The 22,486-nt window shown below is 53.8% G+C and carries 21 protein-coding genes; 16 read left to right on the forward strand and 5 right to left on the reverse strand.

Annotated elements, in window-relative coordinates:
• Positions 1–199: 199 nt before the first annotated feature.
• The 10 genes from CGZ75_RS01090 (at position 200) to yajC (ending at position 10,818) form a co-directional block, all read left to right on the forward strand.
• Positions 200–2,242, forward strand: coding sequence for a LysM peptidoglycan-binding domain-containing protein (locus CGZ75_RS01090; protein WP_176444630.1), 2,043 nt, complete (start codon positions 200–202; stop codon positions 2,240–2,242).
• Positions 2,243–2,391: 149 nt separating this feature from the next.
• Positions 2,392–3,042 carry a BofC C-terminal domain-containing protein gene (locus CGZ75_RS01095; protein WP_089522360.1) on the forward strand — a complete coding sequence of 217 codons (651 nt, stop codon included), beginning with the start codon at positions 2,392–2,394 and terminating at the stop codon, positions 3,040–3,042.
• A 245-nt stretch (positions 3,043–3,287) separates the two neighbouring features.
• On the forward strand, positions 3,288–3,791 hold the full coding sequence (ruvC, locus tag CGZ75_RS01100) for a crossover junction endodeoxyribonuclease RuvC (protein WP_089522362.1): 504 nt from the start codon (positions 3,288–3,290) through the stop codon (positions 3,789–3,791).
• Positions 3,788–4,411 carry a Holliday junction branch migration protein RuvA gene (ruvA, locus tag CGZ75_RS01105; protein ID WP_089522364.1) on the forward strand — a complete coding sequence of 208 codons (624 nt, stop codon included), beginning with the start codon at positions 3,788–3,790 and terminating at the stop codon, positions 4,409–4,411. The genes ruvC and ruvA overlap by 4 nt, the downstream gene beginning before the upstream one ends.
• Positions 4,412–4,430: 19 nt before the next feature.
• Entirely contained in the window at positions 4,431–5,432 is a 1,002-nt protein-coding gene (gene ruvB / locus CGZ75_RS01110; RefSeq protein ID WP_089522365.1) for a Holliday junction branch migration DNA helicase RuvB, read from the forward strand.
• Between the two features lie 5 nt (positions 5,433–5,437).
• Positions 5,438–5,992, forward strand: coding sequence for a thiol-disulfide oxidoreductase DCC family protein (locus tag CGZ75_RS01115; protein ID WP_089522367.1), 555 nt, complete (start codon positions 5,438–5,440; stop codon positions 5,990–5,992).
• A complete protein-coding gene (locus tag CGZ75_RS01120) occupies positions 5,874–8,210 on the forward strand; it encodes a SpoIID/LytB domain-containing protein (protein WP_089522369.1) in 2,337 nt (778 codons plus the stop codon). The genes CGZ75_RS01115 and CGZ75_RS01120 overlap by 119 nt, the downstream gene beginning before the upstream one ends.
• 4 nt (positions 8,211–8,214) lie before the next feature.
• Positions 8,215–9,258, forward strand: a complete 1,044-nt coding sequence (gene queA / locus CGZ75_RS01125) for a tRNA preQ1(34) S-adenosylmethionine ribosyltransferase-isomerase QueA (protein WP_089522371.1) — start codon at positions 8,215–8,217, stop codon at positions 9,256–9,258.
• Between the two features lie 30 nt (positions 9,259–9,288).
• Positions 9,289–10,422 carry a tRNA guanosine(34) transglycosylase Tgt gene (gene tgt / locus CGZ75_RS01130; RefSeq protein WP_089522373.1) on the forward strand — a complete coding sequence of 378 codons (1,134 nt, stop codon included), beginning with the start codon at positions 9,289–9,291 and terminating at the stop codon, positions 10,420–10,422.
• 30 nt (positions 10,423–10,452) lie between these two features.
• Positions 10,453–10,818 (forward strand): preprotein translocase subunit YajC, encoded by a 366-nt coding sequence (gene yajC / locus CGZ75_RS01135; RefSeq protein WP_089522375.1) that lies wholly within the window; start codon positions 10,453–10,455, stop codon positions 10,816–10,818.
• 143 nt (positions 10,819–10,961) lie between these two features.
• On the opposite strand, the gene CGZ75_RS01140 is transcribed toward yajC, so the two are convergent.
• Positions 10,962–12,254: a helix-turn-helix transcriptional regulator gene (locus tag CGZ75_RS01140; protein WP_089522377.1), complete on the reverse strand. Its 1,293-nt coding sequence runs from the start codon at positions 12,252–12,254 to the stop codon at positions 10,962–10,964.
• Positions 12,255–12,486: 232 nt separating this feature from the next.
• On the opposite strand from CGZ75_RS01140, the gene CGZ75_RS01145 reads away from it, so the two are divergent.
• Positions 12,487–12,717 (forward strand): IS3 family transposase, encoded by a 231-nt coding sequence (locus CGZ75_RS01145; protein ID WP_089522379.1) that lies wholly within the window; start codon positions 12,487–12,489, stop codon positions 12,715–12,717.
• A gap of 314 nt (positions 12,718–13,031) precedes the next feature.
• Here CGZ75_RS01145 and CGZ75_RS01150 read toward each other — a convergent pair whose 3' ends face one another.
• Both CGZ75_RS01150 and CGZ75_RS01155 read right to left on the reverse strand, forming a co-directional pair.
• On the reverse strand, positions 13,032–13,853 hold the full coding sequence (locus tag CGZ75_RS01150) for a phosphatase PAP2 family protein (RefSeq protein WP_089522381.1): 822 nt from the start codon (positions 13,851–13,853) through the stop codon (positions 13,032–13,034).
• Positions 13,854–13,970: 117 nt separating this feature from the next.
• Complete coding sequence (locus CGZ75_RS01155) at positions 13,971–14,360, reverse strand: TIGR04086 family membrane protein (protein ID WP_089522383.1); 390 nt, start codon at positions 14,358–14,360, stop codon at positions 13,971–13,973.
• 205 nt (positions 14,361–14,565) lie between these two features.
• Between CGZ75_RS01155 and CGZ75_RS01160 the strand changes: the two genes are divergently transcribed.
• Positions 14,566–15,357 carry a DUF421 domain-containing protein gene (locus tag CGZ75_RS01160; protein WP_089522385.1) on the forward strand — a complete coding sequence of 264 codons (792 nt, stop codon included), beginning with the start codon at positions 14,566–14,568 and terminating at the stop codon, positions 15,355–15,357.
• Between the two features lie 31 nt (positions 15,358–15,388).
• Here the strand turns inward: CGZ75_RS01160 and CGZ75_RS01165 are convergent, their stop codons facing one another.
• Positions 15,389–17,065, reverse strand: a complete 1,677-nt coding sequence (locus tag CGZ75_RS01165) for a putative polysaccharide biosynthesis protein (RefSeq protein WP_089522387.1) — start codon at positions 17,063–17,065, stop codon at positions 15,389–15,391.
• A 157-nt stretch (positions 17,066–17,222) separates the two neighbouring features.
• Between CGZ75_RS01165 and CGZ75_RS01170 the strand changes: the two genes are divergently transcribed.
• Positions 17,223–17,582, forward strand: coding sequence for a post-transcriptional regulator (locus tag CGZ75_RS01170; RefSeq protein ID WP_342745634.1), 360 nt, complete (start codon positions 17,223–17,225; stop codon positions 17,580–17,582).
• Positions 17,583–17,667: 85 nt separating this feature from the next.
• Here the strand turns inward: CGZ75_RS01170 and CGZ75_RS01175 are convergent, their stop codons facing one another.
• Positions 17,668–19,203 carry a sulfatase family protein gene (locus CGZ75_RS01175; RefSeq protein WP_089522389.1) on the reverse strand — a complete coding sequence of 512 codons (1,536 nt, stop codon included), beginning with the start codon at positions 19,201–19,203 and terminating at the stop codon, positions 17,668–17,670.
• A gap of 113 nt (positions 19,204–19,316) precedes the next feature.
• On the opposite strand from CGZ75_RS01175, the gene CGZ75_RS01180 reads away from it, so the two are divergent.
• The 3 genes from CGZ75_RS01180 (at position 19,317) to secF (ending at position 22,474) form a co-directional block, all read left to right on the forward strand.
• The gene (locus tag CGZ75_RS01180) at positions 19,317–20,186 is read left to right on the forward strand and encodes an AraC family transcriptional regulator (RefSeq protein ID WP_089522391.1); all 870 of its coding nucleotides are present in this window, start codon (positions 19,317–19,319) and stop codon (positions 20,184–20,186) included.
• Between the two features lie 103 nt (positions 20,187–20,289).
• Positions 20,290–21,564, forward strand: coding sequence for a protein translocase subunit SecD (gene secD, locus CGZ75_RS01185; protein ID WP_089522393.1), 1,275 nt, complete (start codon positions 20,290–20,292; stop codon positions 21,562–21,564).
• Positions 21,554–22,474 carry a protein translocase subunit SecF gene (secF, locus tag CGZ75_RS01190; protein WP_245850657.1) on the forward strand — a complete coding sequence of 307 codons (921 nt, stop codon included), beginning with the start codon at positions 21,554–21,556 and terminating at the stop codon, positions 22,472–22,474. The genes secD and secF overlap by 11 nt, the downstream gene beginning before the upstream one ends.
• The last annotated feature ends 12 nt before the right edge of the window (positions 22,475–22,486 follow it).

The raw sequence follows: 22,486 nt of genomic DNA on the forward strand, positions 1-22,486 counted from the left end.
CTTTTTTGCTTTCAGCCGCATTATTTCGCTGAATAGTGGAGGGTTGCAGAGGCTTAATCGACGCGGGTGTACAAGTCGGGAGCTTGGTTTATTTTGCAGAAAAAGGAGACAGACGCCTATTCGCTGCATACGATCTAACAACGGGCAGAAGGCGGGATTCCACCGCTTTAGCAGCATGCGAAGAGGAGGGAGTCGGCAAGTGAAAATCCATATTGTCAAAAAGGGAGATACCCTTTACCTGATTGGCCAGAAATATGGGATGACGGTGGAGGAGCTGCAGAAGCTCAATCCTACCCTTACAAATCCCCATAACCTGCTTATCGGCACGAAGGTGAAAGTTCCTTCTCCGGTAAGCAAGCCAGGAGCAGTGGAGCTGATCCACAAGTATAAGGTCAAGCTTGGAGATACGCTTTGGAAGCTTTCTAAGGCTTGGGGTGTATCGCTTCAAGAGCTCATCAAAGCTAATCCACAAATTTCTGATCCTGCGGTGTTAAAGGAAGGGGATACGGTCCATATTCCGAAGCCTTCGACGGTCGCTCCGTTGACCGCTCAGCACAAGGCGGAGCCGCATATGCTGCAAGGCGGCAAAAAGAATACGGCGCCTAAACCGAGCACAGAGACGAAAGTGGAAATTAAGCCGGAGCCACCAGTTGAGGTGGAAGTGGAAGTAGAAGTGGTAGTTGAACCCGAAGTGGTGGTCAAACCAGAAGTGATAGCTGAGCCTGTGCTTCCACCGCCCCCGGTGCTGCCCGAGGAAACGAAGGTGGTTATCAAACCGTCTTATGGAGCTCAACAACCACAGCCGATGATGAAAAAAAGCTATGGCAAGCCGCTCGGTGAGGCTGTGCACCCGTTCAAACAGGAGAAGATTCCAGCTGTTGAGGCACTGTCACCATTGTTCCAGTTGCCGAAAATGCCCGAGACCGCATCAGCTTGGCCGCCGCAACATGGCTATAGCACGGGATATTCGCAGGATATTCCCGGACTTGGCGGAGCCAATGCAGGTTCATACATGTATGGCTCGGTTGCGCCAAGTGCCGCTTCGGCCGGCTATGGCAGCCAGCCTTTAGTAGGCGGGGCTGGTGTTTATTCCAATTATGCCATGCCAGTCGCAGCAGGCGGTTATGGCACCGGGAATGTTGGCGGAATCGGAGGTTACGGCTCAGGTGTCGGAGGCAGCGGGGGTTATGGAGGAATGCAACAGTACGGCATGGTAAATCCAGCTGTGGCAGGAGTCGGCGATTATTACGGGGCTCCGGTAGCATGGCCGGCAAATAACGCAGCGGCAGACTGCTACCCTTGGGAGGCAGGTGCGCAGGCTAATCCTTACGCCGGAGCGCAGGATGGTTATGGCGGCATGGGATACGCCTCCGGAGGTTACATGGCCGGAAACGTTGCCGACGCAGGCGGGTACGGCGCTTATGGTTCGCCGGTCGCGGCTCAGGCTCCAAGCTTTGCACAAACGCTGCCGGTACAGCAGTCTTACGGCTCGGTTCAAGCCGCTGAGATCAGCCCTGGCTTCAGTGGCTCTTACAGTTACGGAGGAGGGGGAACTTGGCAGCCAGAAGCAGCGCTGCCATCTTCTGTTGCCGGAATGTCGATGCAGGCCAATCCGGCTGGAATGCCGATGCAGGGTTATCCTACCGCGATGCCGACAATGGGCTACCCTGCTGCAATGCCGACACAGGGTTACCCTGCTGCAATGCAGGCACAAGGTTATCCTGGCGGAATGCAGGCACAAGGTTATCCTGGCGGAATGCAGGCACAAGGTTATCCTGGCGGAATGCAGGCACAAGGTTATCCTGGCGGAATGCCGACACAGGGTTACCCTGGCGGAATGCAGGCACAAGGCTATCCTGCCTGGGCTCCAGTAGGTGGGGCCGCTACTCAAGCATATGGCCAGCCTGGTTGGCCGGGACAAAACGCCACGCTTCATGCTGCGGGCGCCGGAATGGACGGTTATGGCAATCAGGCGGGCGGCGGTTATTCGGGACAACTGAGTCCCGTTCAGGCTCAGCCATGCGGCTGCGGGGACCGCGAGAAGGGGGATAAAGATACGCAAACAGGCGATGAGGCGGCTGCTCCAATAGCTGGACTGACCGTCCAAGGGCCAGCGAAGTCAGCCAAAACGGGCAAAGCTCCCAAGCAGCGGAAGCCACCTAAAAAGGCGGTTATCCGCTCCGTCGCAAGGCCAACCGTACGTCAGTCGAAAGGCAGCTATCCCTGGATTAACCAGAACTAAACGGTCAAGATATAAAGAATACAAGATGGAGCAGCGGGGCCGCAGGGCGGCTTTACTGCTCCATCTTCCTTTTAGAACGTTATGCATGCATAATTCATCCAGTGCTCAGCCATACTATCGACAAAAGCGATGGGAAGGGTGATAGCCGGATGCTCTTGTTGTTCAGTCTGTGGAACCTACTGAAGCGGAAGATGCTGCGGAAACCGCTCCGTCTCGCTTGCTCGCTTACGGCAGCAGTTGCGCTGCTGACTTACGGTTTACCGGTTTATGCTGCAACCACCGAGGCCGCACCGGTTCTGACGTCCGCCACTGTCAATCCGTCGAGCAATGGCGGAGGAGCTGCTGCGTTTCTGCGCGAGGGCAAGGCTGCACCGGTTATTCTGAGGCGCAGCTATCTGTGCGGAGAGGAAACCCAGCCGCTTGGCACACTCTCTCCCGAGGACGTGCATCGTTTGCTGCTAGAACAGCCACGTTTGACAGCATCCGTCGAGGGAGATTCAGTAGTTTTATCGGAGCAGATCAATGATCTGTCCGACGCCTGCCGCCGCAGCGCGACGTTTGGTGTGGATAGCGGCGGTAGCCTTACTCTTTTTGAAGGCCCGCCCAAAGAAGAGAAGGTAATGAAGACGTTCTACCAGCTTGATCTACGGTATATGGAAAGCTCATTGCCCAAAGAGGAGCTGGACCGCCTGATGAGCGGCATCCGCGTACAAGACAAGGATGAATTCAACAGCATCCTATCGAGTTATGACGATTATGCGCTAAGGACCAGTGAAGGCGCGATGCAGCGAACTTACTGAACTCTATACGAAAACTTTTTAGCCCCTCGTCTCCTTACGGAGCGGGGGCTTTTGGCTTTATAAGGCTATCCGCTTAAGCGGTAAAGGCGGCCGAATTGGCAAGCCGACGCTGGAAGCTCGGCGTACCTTGTCCGAAACGCTTGTTCTCATGCGGGGGTTATCCTGTTATACTATTAGAGTCTGTACCCCGGGCAACTGGGGTTATTTTGCTTTTATGCTAGTTTAAACTGCAAGGGGTGGCGCGGGTGCGTATTTTAGGGATTGACCCGGGCATTGCCATTGTCGGGTTCGGATTCATCGATAAGGACGGCAGTCGCTTGACACCCGTCCAGTACGGCTCAATCGAGACGAAGGCCGGCACTCCTCATGAGACGCGGCTCAAGCAGGTCTACGATTCCGCCTCGGCGCTCATGGACAAGTACAAGCCGGATTGCGTAGCGGTAGAGAAGCTTTTTTTCAACCGCAACGTGACGACGGCTTTTACGGTCGGCGAAGCACGGGGCGTTATTATTTTAGCAGCGGCGCAGCGCGACCTGCCCGTTAGCGAGTACACGCCTATGCAAGTGAAGCAGGCGGTTGTCGGATACGGCAAGGCAGAGAAACGGCAGGTGCAGGAGATGGTCCGCATGTTCCTTAAGCTGGCTAAGATTCCTAAGCCCGATGACGTGGCCGATGCGCTTGCGGTAGCGGTCTGCCATGCGCATTTTTCTGTGTTGCAGACCAAATTGAACGAGGTGCGCCGAAAATGATCGACTATGTAAAGGGTTATGTCGCCCATATTGAAGCAGATTGCGTTATTATCGACGTTCGCGATATTGGCTACCAGATTTTCACGCCGAATCCGTATGGATTCGCACGCAGCGACGAGATGGTGACGGTGTACTGTCATCATCATGTGCGCGAGGATGCGGTGCAACTGTTCGGATTTCAGACGCGCGAGGAGCAGGCGCTGTTCCGTAAGCTGCTGGATGTATCCGGTATCGGGCCTCGCGTGGCGGTTGGCATTCTTGCCGGCGGCCGCCCAGAAGCGGTCATCGCCGCGATTCACCGCGAGGATCTGAGCTTCCTGATCCGTCTGCCGGGCATCGGCAAAAAAACCGCGCAGCGCATGATTCTGGATCTGAAAGACAAGCTCCAGCTGTCTGCGGCGGCGGTAGAACTGCAATGGGAAGCGGAGGCTGCCGGAGGCGTAGCCGTTCCGAGTGCTGGCACAGAGCAATGGAGCGAGGCGCGCGAGGCGCTTGCCGCGCTTGGATATACGGCAGCGGAGCTTGACCGCGCCTGGGCCGGCCTGGGCGGAGCCCAGCTGCCGGGCGAGACCGTGGACGCGCTGATGAAGCGCGCGCTGCAGCAGCTATTCAAGGGCTGAGCGGAGAAGGAGGACACCTATGGAGGACGAACGCATCATATCCGCCAATTTGATGATGGAGGACCAGGCAGCGGAGTACAGCTTGCGTCCCCGTTATTTATCGGAATATATCGGGCAGTCGCAGGTCAAGGAAAACCTCAAAGTATTTATCGAGGCAGCCAAGCTTCGCAAGGAAGCTCTTGACCATGTACTGCTGTACGGGCCCCCGGGCCTCGGCAAGACAACATTATCGAACATCATCGCCAATGAGCTTGGCGTCAATCTGCGCGTAACGTCGGGGCCGGCTATCGAGCGCCCAGGCGATCTCGCTGCTCTACTGACGAATTTGCAAGAGGGCGATGTGCTGTTCATTGACGAGATTCACCGGCTTAATCGCGCTGTCGAAGAGGTGCTTTATCCTGCGATGGAGGATTTTTGCCTGGATATAATGATCGGCAAGGGACCGAGCGCCCGCTCGGTGCGGCTGGATCTGCCGCCGTTTACGCTGATTGGAGCGACGACGCGTGCGGGACTGCTCAGCGCACCGCTGCGCGACCGCTTTGGCGTTGTCAGTCGCTTGGAATATTACGGTACGGATGAGCTGGCATTCATCATTTCGCGCTCGTCCGAAATTTTGGATGTGCAAATGGTTGGCGAGGCGGCGCAAGAGATCGCGCTTCGGTCCAGGGGAACACCGCGTATTGCCAACCGATTGCTGAAAAGGGTAAGAGACTTTGCCCAAGTACGCGGCGACGGAATCATTACGAGTGAGCTCGCGGAGCTTGCTCTTTCGCTCATCGCAGTTGATCCTCTCGGGCTCGACCGGATCGACCACAAAATGCTGCAGACGATGATCACGAATTATCGCGGAGGACCGGTCGGTCTGGACACGATCGCGGCGACGATCGGCGAGGAAAGCCAGACGATTGAGGATGTGTATGAGCCGTATCTGATGCAGATCGGCTTCCTGCAGCGGACGTCACGTGGACGAGTGGCCACGCCGCTAGCGTATCGGCATCTCGGGCTGCCGATACCGGAGTAACCGTTATGGTAGGCAGGCGCAAGTGGGATTCCGGCGATCGATTTAACCGAGATGGAGATGACGAGGCGGAACATGGAGTGGTCAAGCCGGAACTCGAGCCGGAGCTGACCGTCCTCTACGACGGCCAATGCCGGCTCTGTCTGGCTGCGGTAGACAGCTTGCAGCGGCTCAATCCGCGAGAACAATTGCGTTACACCGCTGTACAGCAGACAACAGCTGAAGAACTGAACTCGCTGTTTCGCGGCGAGCCGCCGGATGTGCTCAAGTTAATGGAACTTATTCATGTTGTAGATCGTCAAGGCCGTGTTCATAGCGGCAGCGATGCCATTATCCGGGCGATGCGCAGCGTGCGGGGATTCGGGCCTGCCGCGCTGTTGTACCGACTGCCGGGCATGAGCCGACTGGCCGACGCGCTGTACCGTTATGTAGCGGCGCGGCGTTATGATTGGTTCGGTTCCGCCGGTCAAGGATGCCAACCGGATCATTGCGACGCTGGACCTTTCGCCAAGCCGGATGACAGTTCCGGCAGCGGAGCTCCACCGAATGGCGGCAAGGGATGAACGGCCGATCCGTGCAGGTTGGAACAGGCCGGACCGCCACGGAAGAGGCTTTGTAATATGCAGCATTGACGCGACGCCACCTTTGTCCAAACGGAAGGAGACGATGATGACAAGAGCGAGAGGTTTCAAGGCAGCGATGGCGGCAGGACTTGGCACGGCTATGTTGGCGGGTTGTCTGTATCTACCGCCGAGTGCGGCGGCAGACGGCAGTACAAAGGACCAGCAGATTCGGGTTGGTATTTTCATCACGGTCCCGAACAAGTACACCCTATCGACGCCAGCGGCAACGCTGAGCTCAGCCGGCGGATTGCGCGTCGGCATCAAGCAGAACGAGTCAACAGGCCTGCTTGATTCTGTAACCGCAGGCGCTGAGATTAGATCGATGGCGGAAGGTTATTCGGTGCTGTTAGGCGAAAGCGCCGACTTCGCATCTGCGCTGGCCGTGTTCAAGGCTGTCAAGGCAGCTGGCGGCAATCCGGTGCTAGAGCCCATGAACCGTAGCTCCGGCAAGGTTTATCAAGTGGCGGAGGGAGCTTATGCTACGGCTTCCGCGGCAACATCTGCACTGACCAAATGGTCCCAGAACGCAACGGTCATGGCGTTCGGGGGAACGGCACTTCAATTGCGCGGACCGCTTCATCTGGAAACAGGCCCGTACGCGTCCGAACCGGAGGCGCTGGCAGTTGCCACCGTGTTCAGTGCTGCGGGAGTGGATACGTTTCTCGCGCTTCGTCCGGGAGGCAGCGGAGCTTCCTACTCCGTTATGGTAGGAGCCGCTGCGGACAACGCTGCTTTGGATGCAATCCGGCTTAAGCTGGCCGGAGTGGCAGAAGCGGCTGCACTGAAGCCAGCCCTTGCTGGAGGGTATCTTTTAAAGCGCCAGGAGCTGTCCGTCAGCCAGAAAGAAGGCTCATCTTCGGCACTCTACCAGGCTCCTACAAGCTCATTCGCTGTCGTTCAGCCTGCAGGCAGCGAACCCGTGAAACTTGCCGAGAGGTATGGACGTACATATAGAGGTTATTTTGAAATCGGCAGTTATAACGGCGCTCTGTCCGTCATTAATGAAGTCAGCTTTGAGGAATATCTCTATTCGGTCGTCGGTGGGGAAATGCCGGGTTCCTGGCATGCGGAGGCGCTTAAGGCGCAGGCGGTGGCGGCCCGTTCGTACGCCCTTTCGCAGGGAACCTCTTTTGGCATCGCACAGGTAGTTGATACAACGCTGAGCCAAGTCTATAATGGGACAAGTTCGGAAAAAGCGACGACGATTCAAGCCGTGGACGCAACAGAGGGAATGGTCATGCTGTCAGGCGGCAAGCCGGTCGAGGCGGTATTTTCCTCCAGCTCAGGCGGACAGACGGCTGATCCTTCCGAGGTGTGGGGTAACGCTGTACCTTATTTGACCAGCGTCAGCAGCCCGGATGAATCATCGGAAAAAGGTTTGCTGGAGTGGCATCGTGTGCTGACCTCATCCGGCAAAACCGGCTTCGTTCGATCGGATACGGTTACGCTAAATGGTGAGAACAATGCGGCTGGAGCCGCTTTCGCAGTCATAAAGTCTGATGATACGAATGTTCGCCTCTTACCGCTGGTTCAATCCGGCGTGAATTCGGTAGAGAAGCTAGGCACAGGAGCAAAGGTGACGGTTCTCGATACGGTTATTCAGTCCAACGAGATGAACTGGATGCGCGGACCGTTTACCTCTCAACAGCTGCTAGATGGGATGAAGGGCAAAACAACGAGTGCCGTTTCGGGCCCTGTGACTAGCCTGGAGGTTGGGCAGCGTGGTCCTTCCGGACGCGTCAAGCAGGTATTGGTCAATGGCAAAGCACTTCCGGTCAAAACACCGGATAGCTTGCGCGGAGCGCTCGGCGGCTTGCCGAGTACGCGATTCTGGATTGAGCCAGCCGGGGGGATGTCATTGCTCGGAGCGTCCGGAAGCGTCGGTTCCAAAGAGTCCGGTGCAGCCGTTGGAGTGTTAGGAGCGAACGGCGCCCGGTCCACGTCCTCTGGCGGTGCATCGCTGAACGTCATGAGCGCCGGCGGTGTCATCCGGCCAGTTGCTGCATCCGCATCATGGATGATTCGCGGTACGGGCAATGGCCATGGTCTTGGCCTGTCGCAGTACGGCGCCAAAGCTCTTGCGGAGCAAGGGTATGATTACCAAAAGATTCTGAAATACTATTACAAAGAGATAGAACTCGTTAAGGACGGATACTGATTCCATGAATGTAGAACAGTACGATTTCAATTTACCAGACAAGCTTATTGCCCAAACTCCCCTTGCTGATCGCACGGCTTCACGCCTGCTGACTCTGGACAAGGCTACAGGTGAGATTCGCGATCATGCTTTCCGCGATCTCAAGCAGTATTTGCAAGCAGGGGATACGCTAGTAGTTAATGATACACGTGTCATCCCGGCCCGACTGCTCGGACTTAAGGAAGATACCGGCGCTAAGGCCGAGCTGCTGCTGTTGAAGCAGCTGCATGGCGACACCTGGGAGACGCTGGCCAAGCCAGCCAAAAAGCTGAAAGTCGGCGCAGTTATCGTTTTTGGCAGCGGTGAGGACGGCGAGCCATTGCTGCGTGCAGTTGTCGAGGACGAGGGAGAGATGGGCGGACGCACGATTCGCTTCCAATACGACGGTATTTTCCAGGAGCTGCTCGATCGTCTTGGCGAAATGCCGCTCCCCCCTTATATTAAAGAGCGCCTGGATGACCGCGAGCGATACCAAACGGTTTACTCCCGTCAGTCCGGTTCGGCTGCTGCTCCGACTGCGGGACTACATTTTACCGAAGAGTTCTTGCAGGAGCTGCAAGAGATGGGCGTCGAAGTAGCGCCGCTCACGCTGCATGTCGGCCTCGGCACGTTCCGGCCGATTTCGGCGGATACAATCGAGGAGCATGTGATGCATTCCGAATATTACGAGCTGAGTGAGGCGACAGCGGCAAAGCTGCAGCAGACTCGTGAGCGCGGCGGCCGCATCGTGGCAGTCGGCACAACCTCGGCTCGTACGCTCGAAACCGTGGCCAATCGTTTCCCGGACGGGCTGCAGGCTTGCAGCGGCTGGACCGATATTTTCATCTATCCGGGATACCAGTTCCGAGCCGTGGATGCGTTGCTGACCAATTTTCATCTACCTAAGTCAACCCTCGTCATGCTGGTCAGTGCGCTGGCCGGCCGCGATGCTGTATTAAACGCCTATAAGCATGCAGTCCGGGAGGAATACCGGTTCTTCAGCTTTGGCGATGCAATGTTTATCTATTAGAATTATTTTCGAGGAATGGAAGAGTGAACTGTGGCTGTAACTTACGAACTAATTAAAGTATGCAAGCAATCCGGAGCGCGGCTAGGCCGTGTTCATACCCCGCATGGCGTCATTGAGACGCCGGCATTCATGCCAGTTGGTACGCAGGCTACCGTTAAGACGATGAGCCCGGAAGAGCTCAAGGGGATGGATGCCCATATTATTTTAAGCAACACCTACCATCTGTGGCTGCGTCCCGGCCATGAGCTGATCCAAAAAGCCGGCGGCCTGCACAAGTTCATGAATTGGGATCGCCCGATTTTGACGGACAGCGGCGGTTTCCAAGTGTTCTCGCTCAGCAATATGCGCAAAATCAAAGAGGAGGGAGTGGAATTCCGCTCCCATCTGAACGGCGACCGGCTATTCCTTTCTCCTGAAAAAGCAATGGAGATTCAGAATGCACTTGGCTCCGACATTATGATGGCATTTGATGAGTGCCCTCCGTATCCGGCCGAGTACGAATACATCAAGAATTCGCTGGAGCGCACGACCCGCTGGGCGGAGCGTTGCTTGAAGGCGCATGCCCGTCCAGAGGACCAAGGGCTGTTCGCGATCGTGCAAGGCGGCATGCATGCTGATCTGCGCCGCCAGAGCGCGGCTGATTTGACTTCCCTAGATTTTCCGGGGTATGCTATTGGTGGTCTGAGTGTTGGAGAGCCTAAACATCTGATGTACGAAGTTCTAGAAGAGACGGTTCCGTTGCTGCCGGATAATAAACCCCGCTATTTAATGGGAGTTGGTTCGCCGGATGCTCTTTTGGAAGGCTCGATCCGCGGCATCGACATGTTCGACTGCGTGCTGCCTACCCGTATCGCGCGCAACGGCACGACGATGACGAGCGAGGGCCGCGTGAACATCCGCAACGCCAAGTATGCAGAGGACTTTGGTCCGCTTGATCCGAAGTGCTCTTGTTATACATGTGTTAACTATTCCCGAGCCTATCTCCGCCATCTTATTAAAGCGGACGAGACATTCGGCATCCGACTGACGAGCTACCATAACCTGCATTTCCTGCTGGAGATGATGCGTGGCGTACGCCAGGCGATTATGGAGGATCGACTTCTGGATTTCCGGGATGAGTTCTTCACGATGTACGGCCTGCACGACAATGACAAAGGGTTTTAATCCGTAGAGTATACGAAAGGGGTTATTGTTATGTTTTTAGCAACTGGCGGTGGAAGTGGAAGTCCTTGGGGGATGATTCTTCCATTCGTGCTTATGTTCGTGGTGTTCTATTTCCTGTTGATTCGTCCACAGCAGAAAAAACAGAAAGCCCGCAACGCTCTGCTAGGCTCTCTCAAGAAGGGTGACAGAATCTCCACGATTGGCGGCATGCATGGCACGATTACAGAGCTGACCGATGATACGGCTGTTCTGCGTGTCAACGATACGACCCGCATTACGTTTGAGCGCAGCGCCATCAACACGATTCTTCATAGTGCGCCAGCTCCGAGCGAGGTTAAAGCCGCTTCTGTAAAAGAAGAGAAAAGCGACAAAGTTGAGCCAGAAGGCACACTTTAATCACTGTTTAGGATAAGGAATGTTTCCTGGAAGGTACGCCTTTCACGATACATTCCTTTCGTTTTAAGAAGCCTGCCGCCCCATCTTGGGGTTGCAGGCTTCTTTTTCATTGCATTGCTGCCGCTGCCTGTGCGGGACGGCTCTTAAGGCGCGTGTTGCAAGGCAGCTTCCAGCGCCAGCTCACGGACGCGCTGCCGCAGCTCTTGCGGCTCCAGCACGATGGCGCCGGGAACCAGTGAAAGAATCAATCCGGCGGCATAGTCTGCCGTATCGAACTCCACCTCTCCCTGCAGCCAGCTGGCATCCGGGCAGCGGCACAGGCCCGCTCCTGCTACGGACTGCTCGCTAGGCTGCCTGCTGTCTGCAGCAGCAGTGGAGTGTTCGCCAGGCAGTCTGCTGTCTGCCGCAGCAGCAGTGGAGTGTTCGCCAGGCTGTCTGCTGTCTGCAGTAGTTACGGACTGCTCGCCGGCTTGATAGTGACCCGCTGCAGTAGCGGATTCTCCGGCATCCCAGGCGGAGTCCGCCGCCCAGGGCCGAATTGTCGCTTCCGCGATGCGTACATACCGCATCCTTCGAAGCCGATCCAACGCATCCGGCGCGAGCAGCAGCCGACACTGGAACGGCTGCGGCAGCGTCATTCGGAAGCGCTCGAGCGAATCAGCCCACCAAGCGGCCAGCTCAAAGTCAGCCGGCCGTTTGAAGGAGCCGTCATCTAACTCTGCCTCGAGAATACGAGAGATGCGGAACGTTTTGCGCTGATTGGCAGTTGCGCGGACCGGCTCTTGGTGATAGGGACTTTCCTCAGCAGATTCATCCTGCTCGATAGGATTGTGTACCGCATCTGTTCGCTCGTCCGCAATGAGGTACCAGGAGCTGCCCTTGAGCACGAGCGCTAGCGGCTCTGCAAGACGCCATTCCGCTGCTTTTCCGGTCACGGACACGCTCGCGATATCCCGGCTGCCATAGCGCAAGCGAAGCATGCGGTCTTGCAGCACTGCCTCCATGAGCAAGCTCAAATAGGGATGTTCCTGCTGCGCAGAATGCCAGTCCGCACCGTCCATTAGCAGTCTGGACTGAAGACCTTCAGCATGCGGCAGGGCAGCATGTGGATGCGCTGCGCGCAGCTTGAGCAATGCACTGTCCAAAGTGGAGGACCAGCCGAGATCATGGGCGGCCCGGCTCTGTGAAGCCAATAACAGCGCCTTCCACTCGTCAACATTTAGCCCGGTCAGACGGGTTCGATAACCGTCCATCAATCGCCAGCCGCCGCTGTTGCCGCGCTCAGAGAGGACGGGTACGCCAGCCGCGCTGAGTGCATCCATATCCCGATGGATAGTCCGCTCGGATACCTCTAATCGTCGGGCTAGCTCCTTTGAGTTAAGCTTGCCTTCGGCTTGCAACAGAAGCAGCAGCTCCAGCAGACGTTCTCCCTTCATGATCTCTCCTCCTTAACAGCCCATACTGTTCGTTTATTTGCTCCAGTATAACTTATTTATATGACAGTGACTGTCATATAAACAAAGTGCCGTCGAGTGACACCGTTATTCCAACGGACAATGGCCCTTAGTTTGTGAGCAAGGCGTTTGGAGAAATGAACGAATCCCTCCGAAAACGTCCAACTTGAATGCCTGTATCGAGTCGTTCCATGCCACGTTGGAGCGCTAGTTATTGAGTAAGGAGCGCTTTGCTACGTATGAAGAGGCGTTTCAGGCCGTGGATTCGTTCATGGATTTCTACAACCACCGCAAGATGCACCAGAGCTTAGGAAAGCGATCCCCAGCCGAGTTCATGCAATGGATTGCCGAAACAATCCAGATGTATCCTCGTACAAACGGGCCCGATGAGCGTATTTGCGAAAAAAAGGAAGCTATACTTCGATTCAAACCTATTTCGCCCTGAACTCTCCAGAATTAGGGGGGCCAGCCCGAGAAATGATGAAATTCCCGCGAAATGCCCTCAGTAGCGTCTCTCAGATCCGTTACGCCTCGAAAACTCCATTTTGTTGAAATAAGTCTTCTCAGATCCGTTACGCATGGAGGAAGGTGTTTGAATTAATGGACGAATGAAACTCGGAGCGCTTAGCTTGACCATTCATATATCGAAAACGATGCAGCGCCATCAGCCTATAGGGTACTAGAGGCCTAAATAACTAAGGGGCCGTCCCTAAGTCATCTAAAGATGACTTTTGGGACGGCCCCTTTTCAAAACCTAAATCAAGTACGTACAGAAGGAACTCGTTCACGTACCGTTTTAAGATCAGCGAGTCGGTAAGCCAATGCCACCGCGAAGGTAGCGAGGACGAGACCGCCAAGCATATCTGTCAGCCAGTGGATGCCCATATAGAAAATGCTGAAAATTATAATAGCGGCGTTGATGCCGGCAAACCACGCCCAACGTTTGTTACCGGAGCGAGCTGCGAGCAGCGCCATCGTCACCGAGATGGATGTGTGCAGACTAGGCAAGCAGTTATCCAAACCTGACAACCCTCTGTACATCGTTTCAAAGGCAGGGAACGCTTCCAGCATGTAGAACTTCACGTTCGGATCATGAGCCCATACCTCGTTGACTGGGAGGAACAGATAAAACGGGATCGCGACCAAGTAATTAATCATAACCGCATAACATACTGCAGTGAATTGTCGGCCGCTGCGATCCTGGTACATGTATATGGCAAGCGAGGCAACAAGTACGGATTGGAACACGACAATATAAAAGAAGGCCAGAAATGGCGTCAGCCAGGGCGCGTAAAACAACTGCTGAAAGCCCTCGACGAATCCGCCTTCGAAGCGCTGTACGACATGTGTAAAATCCGGAGGCGGGTTCATCATTTTCTCCAGCTTGAGTTCAAACTTGTTCAGAAACAAAATTCCGAGCAAGGAAGCGAACAACAGCAGAAAGCGCCGATTAGTTGTTAAATTGCGTATGAGCATCCAAACAACCTTCAGAGGATTGCCACCGATGCCAAAGCCAATCAGCACAATGGATGTTAATACCGTATACAGAGTAATTTGATTCATGGAATAGAAGATAGCCATTATACTTCCCCCTAAAGGTCAACCTGATGCGTCATCCGAAAGTCGGGAGCCGACGAATGAACGGAACAAGTATAGCATAACAGCTTGATATTTACACGATTCTCATTTAATGCCAGATTATTTGCGCAAATTCACACCGACCATGCCGCCAAGAGCTCCCGCCAGAGTGACGATAAGAAACATGATTCCCGTCCGTGCGCTCATACCCGCATCAGCAGCCAGAAAGCTGATCATGAGCACCATTAGGCCATAAATCACGCCAAGTGCTCCACCGTGATACCAGCCCTTGGCGCGACTGCGTTTGCCAGAGGTGAAACCGCCGCACAGGGCTGCTGTGCCGTGAATGCCGAGCGACCATGCTGGTAATGAATTTTCGCTGAGATTGCCCCCGTAAAGCAGCAGTGACATCAGCAGCGCTCCAAGCGAGAGCCAGAGGCTCGCGGAAACTATTCCAGCAAGCATCGGAGAACTGAGGTGCATTTTCGGCACGCTTTTGATCGAATTCATGGGAATCACCCTCCATCGATTGTTTACTTGTTTGTCTACTCCACCATATGGTGAAGCCGGGGGAATTAGTACAGGCGCTCCTGAGCTTCCCGGTATGAGGAGGAATTGGCAACATTTCAACGACTGCTAATGCGCATGGACGCGCGGAAGAAAGCCGACAATACCCCTTGATGAGGGCAGTGCCCGAGAGGGAGGCGTGATAGTTATGGAATTCGGAACGCTCCTGCTGCGTACCGTTCTGATCTACTTTGTCGTGTTCCTGATCATGCGCATGATGGGGAAAAGGGAAATCGGCAAAATGAGCGTATTTGACGTCGTGATCTCTTTCATGATCGCCGAAATTGCCGTGCTCGTCATTGAGGATACGGATAGGCCGATGCTGGATGGCATCGTACCGATGGTGGCCTTAATGGCGATTCAAGTATTGATTGCGTTTATTAGCATGAAAAATCGCCGTATTCGGCTTCTGTTTGACGGCAAGCCAAGCGTCATTATCGAGAAAGGCAAGCTCAATCAGAATGAGATGAGAAAGCAGCGTTATAATCTCGACGATTTGCTGCAGCAGCTCCGGGAAAACCAAGTCGCTCGGGTATCCGACGTCGAGTTCGCAATTTTGGAAACGAGCGGCAAGCTGTCGGTGTTTGAAAAGGATCAAGAGGAAAGCAGTAACAGCAACGATGGCAGTAAAACGGATCCCTCGTCAATTGAAAAAGGGAGCTCGATGAAGAGCATGCCCGAGGGCCAAGATGAGAGCGGGACTAGGGGAGGAGCACGGGTAAAAATGGAACTGCCGGTCAGCTACCGCTTCGAGGCACTCCCGATCCCAATTATCATGGATGGCAAGGTGCAAGACCAGAGCCTGGAGAAGCTTGGCAAGAACCGCTTCTGGTTAAAGCAGCAGCTGCGCAAGTTCAATGTGTCGGACTATAAACAGGTGTTTTTCTGCTCAGTGGATCACAAGGGTGAGTTATTCGTTGATGCCAACAACAAAAAGTAAGCAGCCGACCACGGCTGCTTTTTTGGCATGTTTAAAACCAACGCCCGATTCCGGGTATCCGTTGCAGGTCATGGCGGTCAATGATGCCCATTATTGCCATGAGCAGGATATAGATTAATGCGCTCGTAGCACAGGCTACAAGCAGCCCGATCCACTCCAGCGTCAGCGGATGATGCGACATGATCCAGCGGCAAGCGGCTCCCATAATAATCATCGCTGCTCCTACTTTGATAAAGTCTGGCAGCTTCATGCGGTAGCCGGAGATACGAAGCACGCTGATTCCGTGCAGCAGCGTCACGAGAATGTAGTTGACCGTAATAGCGATGACGGCTCCATAAATGCCGAGCTCTGGCCGCGATGTCAGCTCCACGATCAGAAAGAGCTTGACGGCGGCGCCGACCATCGTATTCATAAGGGCGATGCCAGGTTTGTCGAGCGCCTGCAACGTCGCCTGCAGGGGACCTTGCAAGTAGATGAAGATGCCTGCCGGAGCGAGCAGCGCGAGCAGCGGCGCGATCTCCGCATGATTGTAGAGCAGACGGACGAGAGGTTCGGCCAACAAACCCATGATGACGACAAATGGTGCACCGCAGACAAGAGAGAGCCGGAGCGATTGATGAAGCCGCTTGTGGATGGCGGCCCGGTCGCCTCTCGCCGCAGCAGATGAAAGCGAAGGAATGAGTGAGACGGACAGTGAGTAAGTTAGCGCCGTAGGCAACAGGATCAGAGGGAGAATCATGCCTTGCAGTGCTCCGTACTGGGCTGTGGCGGCGCCGATAGCGATACCGGCTGTGGCCAGGCTGCGGACAGTCAGAATCGATTCCACCAAGTAGGAGAGCGAACCGACCAGTCTGCTGCCTGTAATCGGCATAGATAAGCGAAGCAGCCTTCGCAATAAGGGAGCGCGACGGCCGCGATGTTTAGCCTCTACCGGTTTCAGTGGCACCGATCCGCTTGATTTTACTCCTGGCGCGGGGAGGTTCACTTTCAGTACGGCCGTTGTTCCCAAATTCAGTAAGTCGCCTGTGGCCAGATCAGCGCCAGGTCCATCCTGCGGATCTGCCGGCCGATAGTCCCGTCGATCCTTCCGGGCATGGACAAGCATGACGGCCAATGCTGCCACTTCGCCAAGGACGGTTCCCATCATCGCTCCTGCGGCAGCCCACTGTAAGCCCATCGGCAGCAGCAGTGCGGCCAGCGTCAGCTGAGCGGCAATACGCAGAATCGTTTCCACGACCTGAGACTGCGCCGTCGGAATCATATTTTGCCTACCTTGGAAGTAGCCGCGATAAACGGAGGAAATACCAATAATGAGCAGCATAGGTGTCATGACGAGAAATGCTTCGTATACCCTGGGGTCGGTCAGTACTCTCGTTGTAATCCACTTCGCACTGACGAGCATCGTTCCGGTCATTAACAGCGCAAGGGTGATCGTGAGGCCCATCGCCGTCCGGAAAATTTGCCTGACCTTGTTGCTGTCTCCCTGTGACTCGGCCTCGGCGACCCATTTGGCGACCGCGACTGGAATGCCACCCGTTATAAGTGTCAGCAGCACGCCGAGGAAAGGATAACAGAGCTGGTAAAGGCCGACTCCCTCCGCGCCGATAACACGCGGGAGCGCAATGCGCGGGACGAAGCCGAGAATTCGATTGATGACTCCTGCCGCTAGCAGAATCATCGCTCCTTTAATGAATGTTTGTTTCGTCATAGCAACCTTCCTTTTCCGCATCCGATATCGGCTCCGCCAGGCGCCGCAAGGGGCAGCACAGAGCACGTCCGTATTAGCAGTTTATGCGACAGTGGGTAGGGGGCATGTCTGTCTTTTTCGGCGGAAGATATCTCGGTGGGCAGGAATTGGCGTCCCTGTGTCGAAGGAGTTGAGCAGAGCAACGGCTGGAAGTTACGAGCAGCATAGGGAGGCGGCAGGCCGGATGACGGAGGTTTGGGATACAGTGGAATATGGAGCGGACTTAACGGAAGATGAGATTATCATTGAACTGTTCTCCCTTTGCGAAAGCAAGGCGGAGGAGTTTCGGTGGATCGGTTATGAATCAGTCGTGGCGCAAGATATATGGGATTGTGTGAAGTCGAAATATAAGAAAAGCGGGGACCCGCTTTTGCATCGGCTGGTAAACGATATTTTGTCGCTCAAGCCGCAGCAACTGATGAACTATTTGACGATGAGCGCGTGGCAGGCGCCTAGCCTTAATGGCGAGTTTAATTAAAGGAAAAAGGTACAGTTCCTCAACAAAGCTGAGGCGACTGTACCTTTTTCTGTAAATGGGCTATGCAACCTTACAAGAGAGCAGTCTAAGCTCCGGAAACTCGCGGCATCGGCATCGATTCTTTGCCAAGCTCGGCCCAAACATACTTCAGAAGCAGCTCTGACTTGAGACTTGCTGTTGCCGGATCATCCCATAAGTTGTTCAACTCTTGAGGATCCTCTTGCAAATCGAAAATTTCACCATACGTCTGGTTGTAATAAACCGTGATTTTGTAGCGCGAGTCCACATAGGTTTTTTGGTGGATTGTCGTTGGTTCATGTCTGAACTCGCAAATCGCATGATCTCTGGCCTTTCCGGATTCGCCTAGCCAAACCTTTTTCTGATCGACGCCGGTCATCGCATATGGGATCCCAATATCGCAGAACGACAAAAATGTAGGAGCCAGATCGACCAGAGATTGAATGGCTTCGCTACTCTGACCTGCAGGAATATGGCCTGGGTAACGGGCGATAAACGGAAGTTTGATCAAATCCTCGTAGTGGAAGCCGCCTTTAGCCTGCAAGCCATGCTGACCGAAGAAATGGCCGTGATCCGTTGTGAACACAACGATGGTGTTGTCTGCAATTCCAAGCTCATCAAGCTTGTCTAAAATGTGGCCAATATATTTGTCCATCATGGTGACCATTCCATAATAAACGCCGACCAGCTTTTTCTTATCATAATCCGTTAGTTTTGGCTGATGGCCGTATTCATAGTAGTTATGCGAACGATAGCCATGAATGCCTTTACCGGTTTCGGCTAAATCAGAGAAGTCTGGTTTATCCTCTTGCGTCTTGGCAAAATGCGGCGGGTTCTTGTCATGCTCACCTGGAACCATCGTTGGAATCGTCAGCTGATCCGGGTCGTACATGGAATCCCATGGCTCCGGAACTAAGTATTCGGGATGAGGGTCGAAGAAGCTCGACCATAGGAAGAAGCTTTCGTCATTTGATTGATATTGCTCAAGCAAGGCGTTTGTGCGTTCTGCAATCCACGTATTGTAATGGAATTCCTCCGGGATCGGCCAGGTGTACATTTGGGTTCGGTCCATCGTGCCGGTAGGCGGCAGGAAGTAGTCCCGCCAGTTGTCGCAACCCTTTTCCTCCAGCCATAATGCGTAATGCTGCCCTACATGAGCTTCATTCACATGGTTCCTGGCCAGTTCTACATGATTGAAGCCGTAGAAGTTTTCTTTATAATTTTTCCAGAATTCTAGATCCTGCAGGACAGGGTAGGCTTCCAGGGAAGGAAATTCCTCGGTTGAGCTAAGTGGCTGAAAATGTGCCTTCCCCACCAGTGCAGTCTGGTAACCAGCTGCTAAAAAATCCTCCCCTACTGTATGGCGATCCTCCATCAACTTGGTACCTAGCGTCCAAGCGCCATGCTGGCTCGGATACATGCCGGTAATGATCGACGCGCGGGTTGGTGTACAGGTCGGATTAGGGCAGTAAGCCCGATTAAATGTAGTCCCTTGGCGCACAAGCCGATCCAGATTAGGTGTATGGATCTCGCTATTAAAAGCGCCAATAGTGTCCCAGTGCTGCTGATCGCTCGTAATCAAGAGAACATTAGGTTTTTTCATTTGTCCGCCTCCTCCATTCGATTATAAAAAAAGGGGTATTCGCGGGGAATGGCAAATTGTATGATGAATTTATCATTTTGTTTGATTTCTTGAAATTACGAATGGAGTGAGGAATGATGCTGGAATATGATATTGAGTTTGCTGAGTTCCTCTATTATTCCCCTACAGAAATGGACATAGAGGGCCCTTTCTGGTTGTTAAGAGCAGGGCATGGCATCGCCAAGCCGGGCTATCGGGTCGGGCCGCGGAGAATTGAATGTTATAGTATTCATTTTGTCAGGGAAGGCAGTCTCGTTGTAGAGAGCGGCGGGAAGCGAACGGTGCTGCAAGCCGGAGATGTTTTTTGCATGTATCCCAACCGGACCTATGTGTATTACAGAGAAAATGATCGGGACACACTTCAGCTCGCATGGCTGAGATTCGATGGACCGGGAATGGAGGGGTTGCTGGCATACGCAGGTTTTAAGCCGGAGGCGCCATGTCGAAGGGGTAAATGGAATGCCCAGCTTCAGGTAATGATCGAGGGTATTTTTGAAGAGCTGAGGGCGGAAGGGCGAGATCCAATTGCAACATGTCTGGAGCTCAAAAGCATGTTGTACCGGTTTTTTTCGTATTTCATTCAACTTGGTGAAGCACCTGAAAGGGACCAAACCGTGAAAAAGGGCTCGATTGCTCATTCCATGGACTATATCAAGCTGCATGCGACAGAAGGCATCACGGTGCAACAGGTTGCGAACTTTGCGGGATTGAACCGTACTTATTTCTCCACTATATTTACGAAGTCCGCAGGAATTTCGCCAACAGATTATATTGCCAATGTAAAAATGAATAAAGCAAAGGAAATGCTGCTGACCACATCGGCTTCCGTCACTGAAATCGCCTATTCTCTCGGTTATCCGACGCTGTTTGCGTTCACGCGAGCTTTCAAGAACTACCATTCATTGTCTCCATCCAGCTACCGAAAGCAGAACAACTCTCAATAAAAAGAGTCTAAAGATAGGACTTAAATTTCGTTTCATTTTGACTCCATTTTTACGCATCGCTATAATAGATATGATTGAGAACTTAAGGGGGAACATCAGGCATATGAAACGGATGCTCGCATTCCTGCTCATTGTCGTCGTAAGCTTAGGCGTCATTGGTGCAACAAGTCCCGCCCTATTTGAAAAATCAAGGTTAGGCCTAGATCTCAGGGGCGGATTTGAGATTCTGTACCAGGCTACGCCATTGTACGAAGGCGGCAGTGTAACGAAGGAATCGTTGAATGAAACGGCTAAGAGCCTTGAGAAACGGGTGAACCAGAACGGCGCCTCGGAGCCGGAGGTTACTACGGAAGGGTCGGACCGGATCCGCATTCGTATTGCCGACATGGCGGAAGACAAGGAAGCTGAGTTGCGCGAGACGCTTGTGAAGCCAGCCAATCTGACATTCCGCAGTATGCGTGGCTGCGCCGACGATGCAGGCTACTGCAAAATCGAGCTGACCGGCCAGGACTTCCAGGAGAACGGCGCTTCCGTTCAGCAGGATGGATTGAATCAGTTTGTTATCGCTATTAAGCTCAAGGATGCTTCAAAGTTTGCTGAGGTTACCCGCGAGGTGGCCAAGCTGGCATCGACAGGTAAAAATGCTCTCGCGATCTATTTGGATGACGAACAGATTTCGGCTCCTGCAGTAAGCGGGGAAATCCCTAGCAGCGAAGCTTCCATTACGGGTACTTTCACCCGCGAAGAAGCGATGGAACTGCGTGATACGATTAACCTAGGCGCTCTTCCGCTGAAGCTGGAGGTCAAGTATAGCCAGTCTGTGGGCGCGACGCTGGGCAAGCAATCGCTCCAAGATACCATTTTTGCCGGTTTAATCGGCACGGTATTCATCGTCCTATTCATGCTTGTTTTTTATCGTATTCCTGGACTCGCGGCAAGCGTGTCGCTGATCATTTATACGTGGCTGCTGCTTGCGGCGCATATCGCGCTTGACGCGACGTTGACGCTGCCCGGCATCGCGGCATTCATCCTCGGTATCGGTATCGCCGTTGATGCGAATATCATTACTGCGGAGCGGATTAAGGAAGAGCTGCGCAACGGCAAGAGCCTGCTCAGCGCGTTCCGCGCTGGCTCCAAAACGTCACTGCGGACGATTATCGACTCCCACGTCACGACGATTATTGCATCGCTCGTATTGTTCTTTATCGGGGTTGGCTCGGTCAAAGGCTTTGCGATTACGCTGTTGCTTAGCGTACTGATCAGCCTTATATCCAATGTGTTGGTTTCCCGATACTTGCTCTGGCTTATGATCAAGAGCGGCTTGTTCGTCAAACCGGGCTATTATGGCGTAAAGGAGAGTGAGATTCGTGCACTCTAAGGAATCCCGGATTGACTTTGTCCGTTACAGCAAGTATTTTTATATTTTTGCTATCGTTGTCACGCTTGCTGGTATCATCTCGCTGGCGACGCTCGGCCTCAATTATGGCGTAGACTTTAAGTCAGGTTCCAGCGTTGACGTGCAATCGACTAAAAATTTAGAGGGCCAGCGCGCTCAGATTGAGACGTTCCTCACTGAAGGCGAGTACGGCAAGCATAATCCGCCGACCTTTGGCCAGGATCGGATGACGATCCGCTTTGATGAGGTACTTTCCCAAACGCAAGAAAATAAGCTTAAAACCGATCTTAAAACGAAGTTCGATCCGAGTTCGTCTGTCGAGGTAAATACCGTCGACGTTGAAATTGCTCGTGAGATGCAATGGAATGCTTTGAAGGCGATGATTGTTGCCAGCGTTGCGATCGTCATTTACATGGCAATCCGTTTTGAATGGCGCTTTGGCTTCGCGGCGGTTGTCTCGCTCGTTCATGATGCCTTCCTTGTCATCAGCATTTTCTCGGTGTTTCGACTGGAGGTCAACTTGCCCTTCATCGTCGCCGTTCTGACCATCATTGGTTATTCGATTAATGATACGATCGTTATTTTTGACCGGATCCGCGAAAATCTGCGTTTTGCCAAAGTTAAGTCTGACGATGACTTGCGTAAGCTGGTCAACGACAGCGTATGGCAGACGATGACCCGCTCGATCAACACAGCAATTACCGTGTTGTTCGCCGCCGCGGCGCTTTACGTCTTCGGTAGTGAGTCGATTCGTCTGTTCTCGCTCGCCATGCTGATCGGCCTGGTCTGCGGAGCGTATTCCTCCATCTTCATCGCAAGCCCACTGTGGCTGCTCTTGAAGAAGAAGTCTAAGCAGAAGCAGCTGCCTACGGGCAACCCAACTGCTTCTTAGTCAGGAGGCGGC

It is taken from the genome of Paenibacillus herberti (assembly GCF_002233675.1).
GTDB classification, from domain to species: Bacteria; Bacillota; Bacilli; order Paenibacillales; family Paenibacillaceae; genus Paenibacillus_O; species Paenibacillus_O herberti.

Coding starts and splice junctions, on each gene's coding strand:
- CGZ75_RS01150 (WP_089522381.1), bottom strand. CDS start 13,853: ATGGCTATCTTCTATTCCATGAATCAAATTACTCTGTATACGGTATTA.
- CGZ75_RS01165 (WP_089522387.1), bottom strand. CDS start 17,065: ATGACGAAACAAACATTCATTAAAGGAGCGATGATTCTGCTAGCGGCA.
- CGZ75_RS01140 (WP_089522377.1), bottom strand. CDS start 12,254: ATGAAGGGAGAACGTCTGCTGGAGCTGCTGCTTCTGTTGCAAGCCGAA.
- CGZ75_RS01120 (WP_089522369.1), top strand. CDS start 5,874: ATGATTGGTTCGGTTCCGCCGGTCAAGGATGCCAACCGGATCATTGCG.
- CGZ75_RS01175 (WP_089522389.1), bottom strand. CDS start 19,203: ATGAAAAAACCTAATGTTCTCTTGATTACGAGCGATCAGCAGCACTGG.
- CGZ75_RS01180 (WP_089522391.1), top strand. CDS start 19,317: ATGATGCTGGAATATGATATTGAGTTTGCTGAGTTCCTCTATTATTCC.
- yajC (WP_089522375.1), top strand. CDS start 10,453: ATGTTTTTAGCAACTGGCGGTGGAAGTGGAAGTCCTTGGGGGATGATT.
- CGZ75_RS01160 (WP_089522385.1), top strand. CDS start 14,566: ATGGAATTCGGAACGCTCCTGCTGCGTACCGTTCTGATCTACTTTGTC.
- queA (WP_089522371.1), top strand. CDS start 8,215: ATGAATGTAGAACAGTACGATTTCAATTTACCAGACAAGCTTATTGCC.
- ruvA (WP_089522364.1), top strand. CDS start 3,788: ATGATCGACTATGTAAAGGGTTATGTCGCCCATATTGAAGCAGATTGC.
- secD (WP_089522393.1), top strand. CDS start 20,290: ATGAAACGGATGCTCGCATTCCTGCTCATTGTCGTCGTAAGCTTAGGC.
- CGZ75_RS01155 (WP_089522383.1), bottom strand. CDS start 14,360: ATGAATTCGATCAAAAGCGTGCCGAAAATGCACCTCAGTTCTCCGATG.
- CGZ75_RS01095 (WP_089522360.1), top strand. CDS start 2,392: ATGCTCTTGTTGTTCAGTCTGTGGAACCTACTGAAGCGGAAGATGCTG.
- CGZ75_RS01115 (WP_089522367.1), top strand. CDS start 5,438: ATGGTAGGCAGGCGCAAGTGGGATTCCGGCGATCGATTTAACCGAGAT.
- ruvB (WP_089522365.1), top strand. CDS start 4,431: ATGGAGGACGAACGCATCATATCCGCCAATTTGATGATGGAGGACCAG.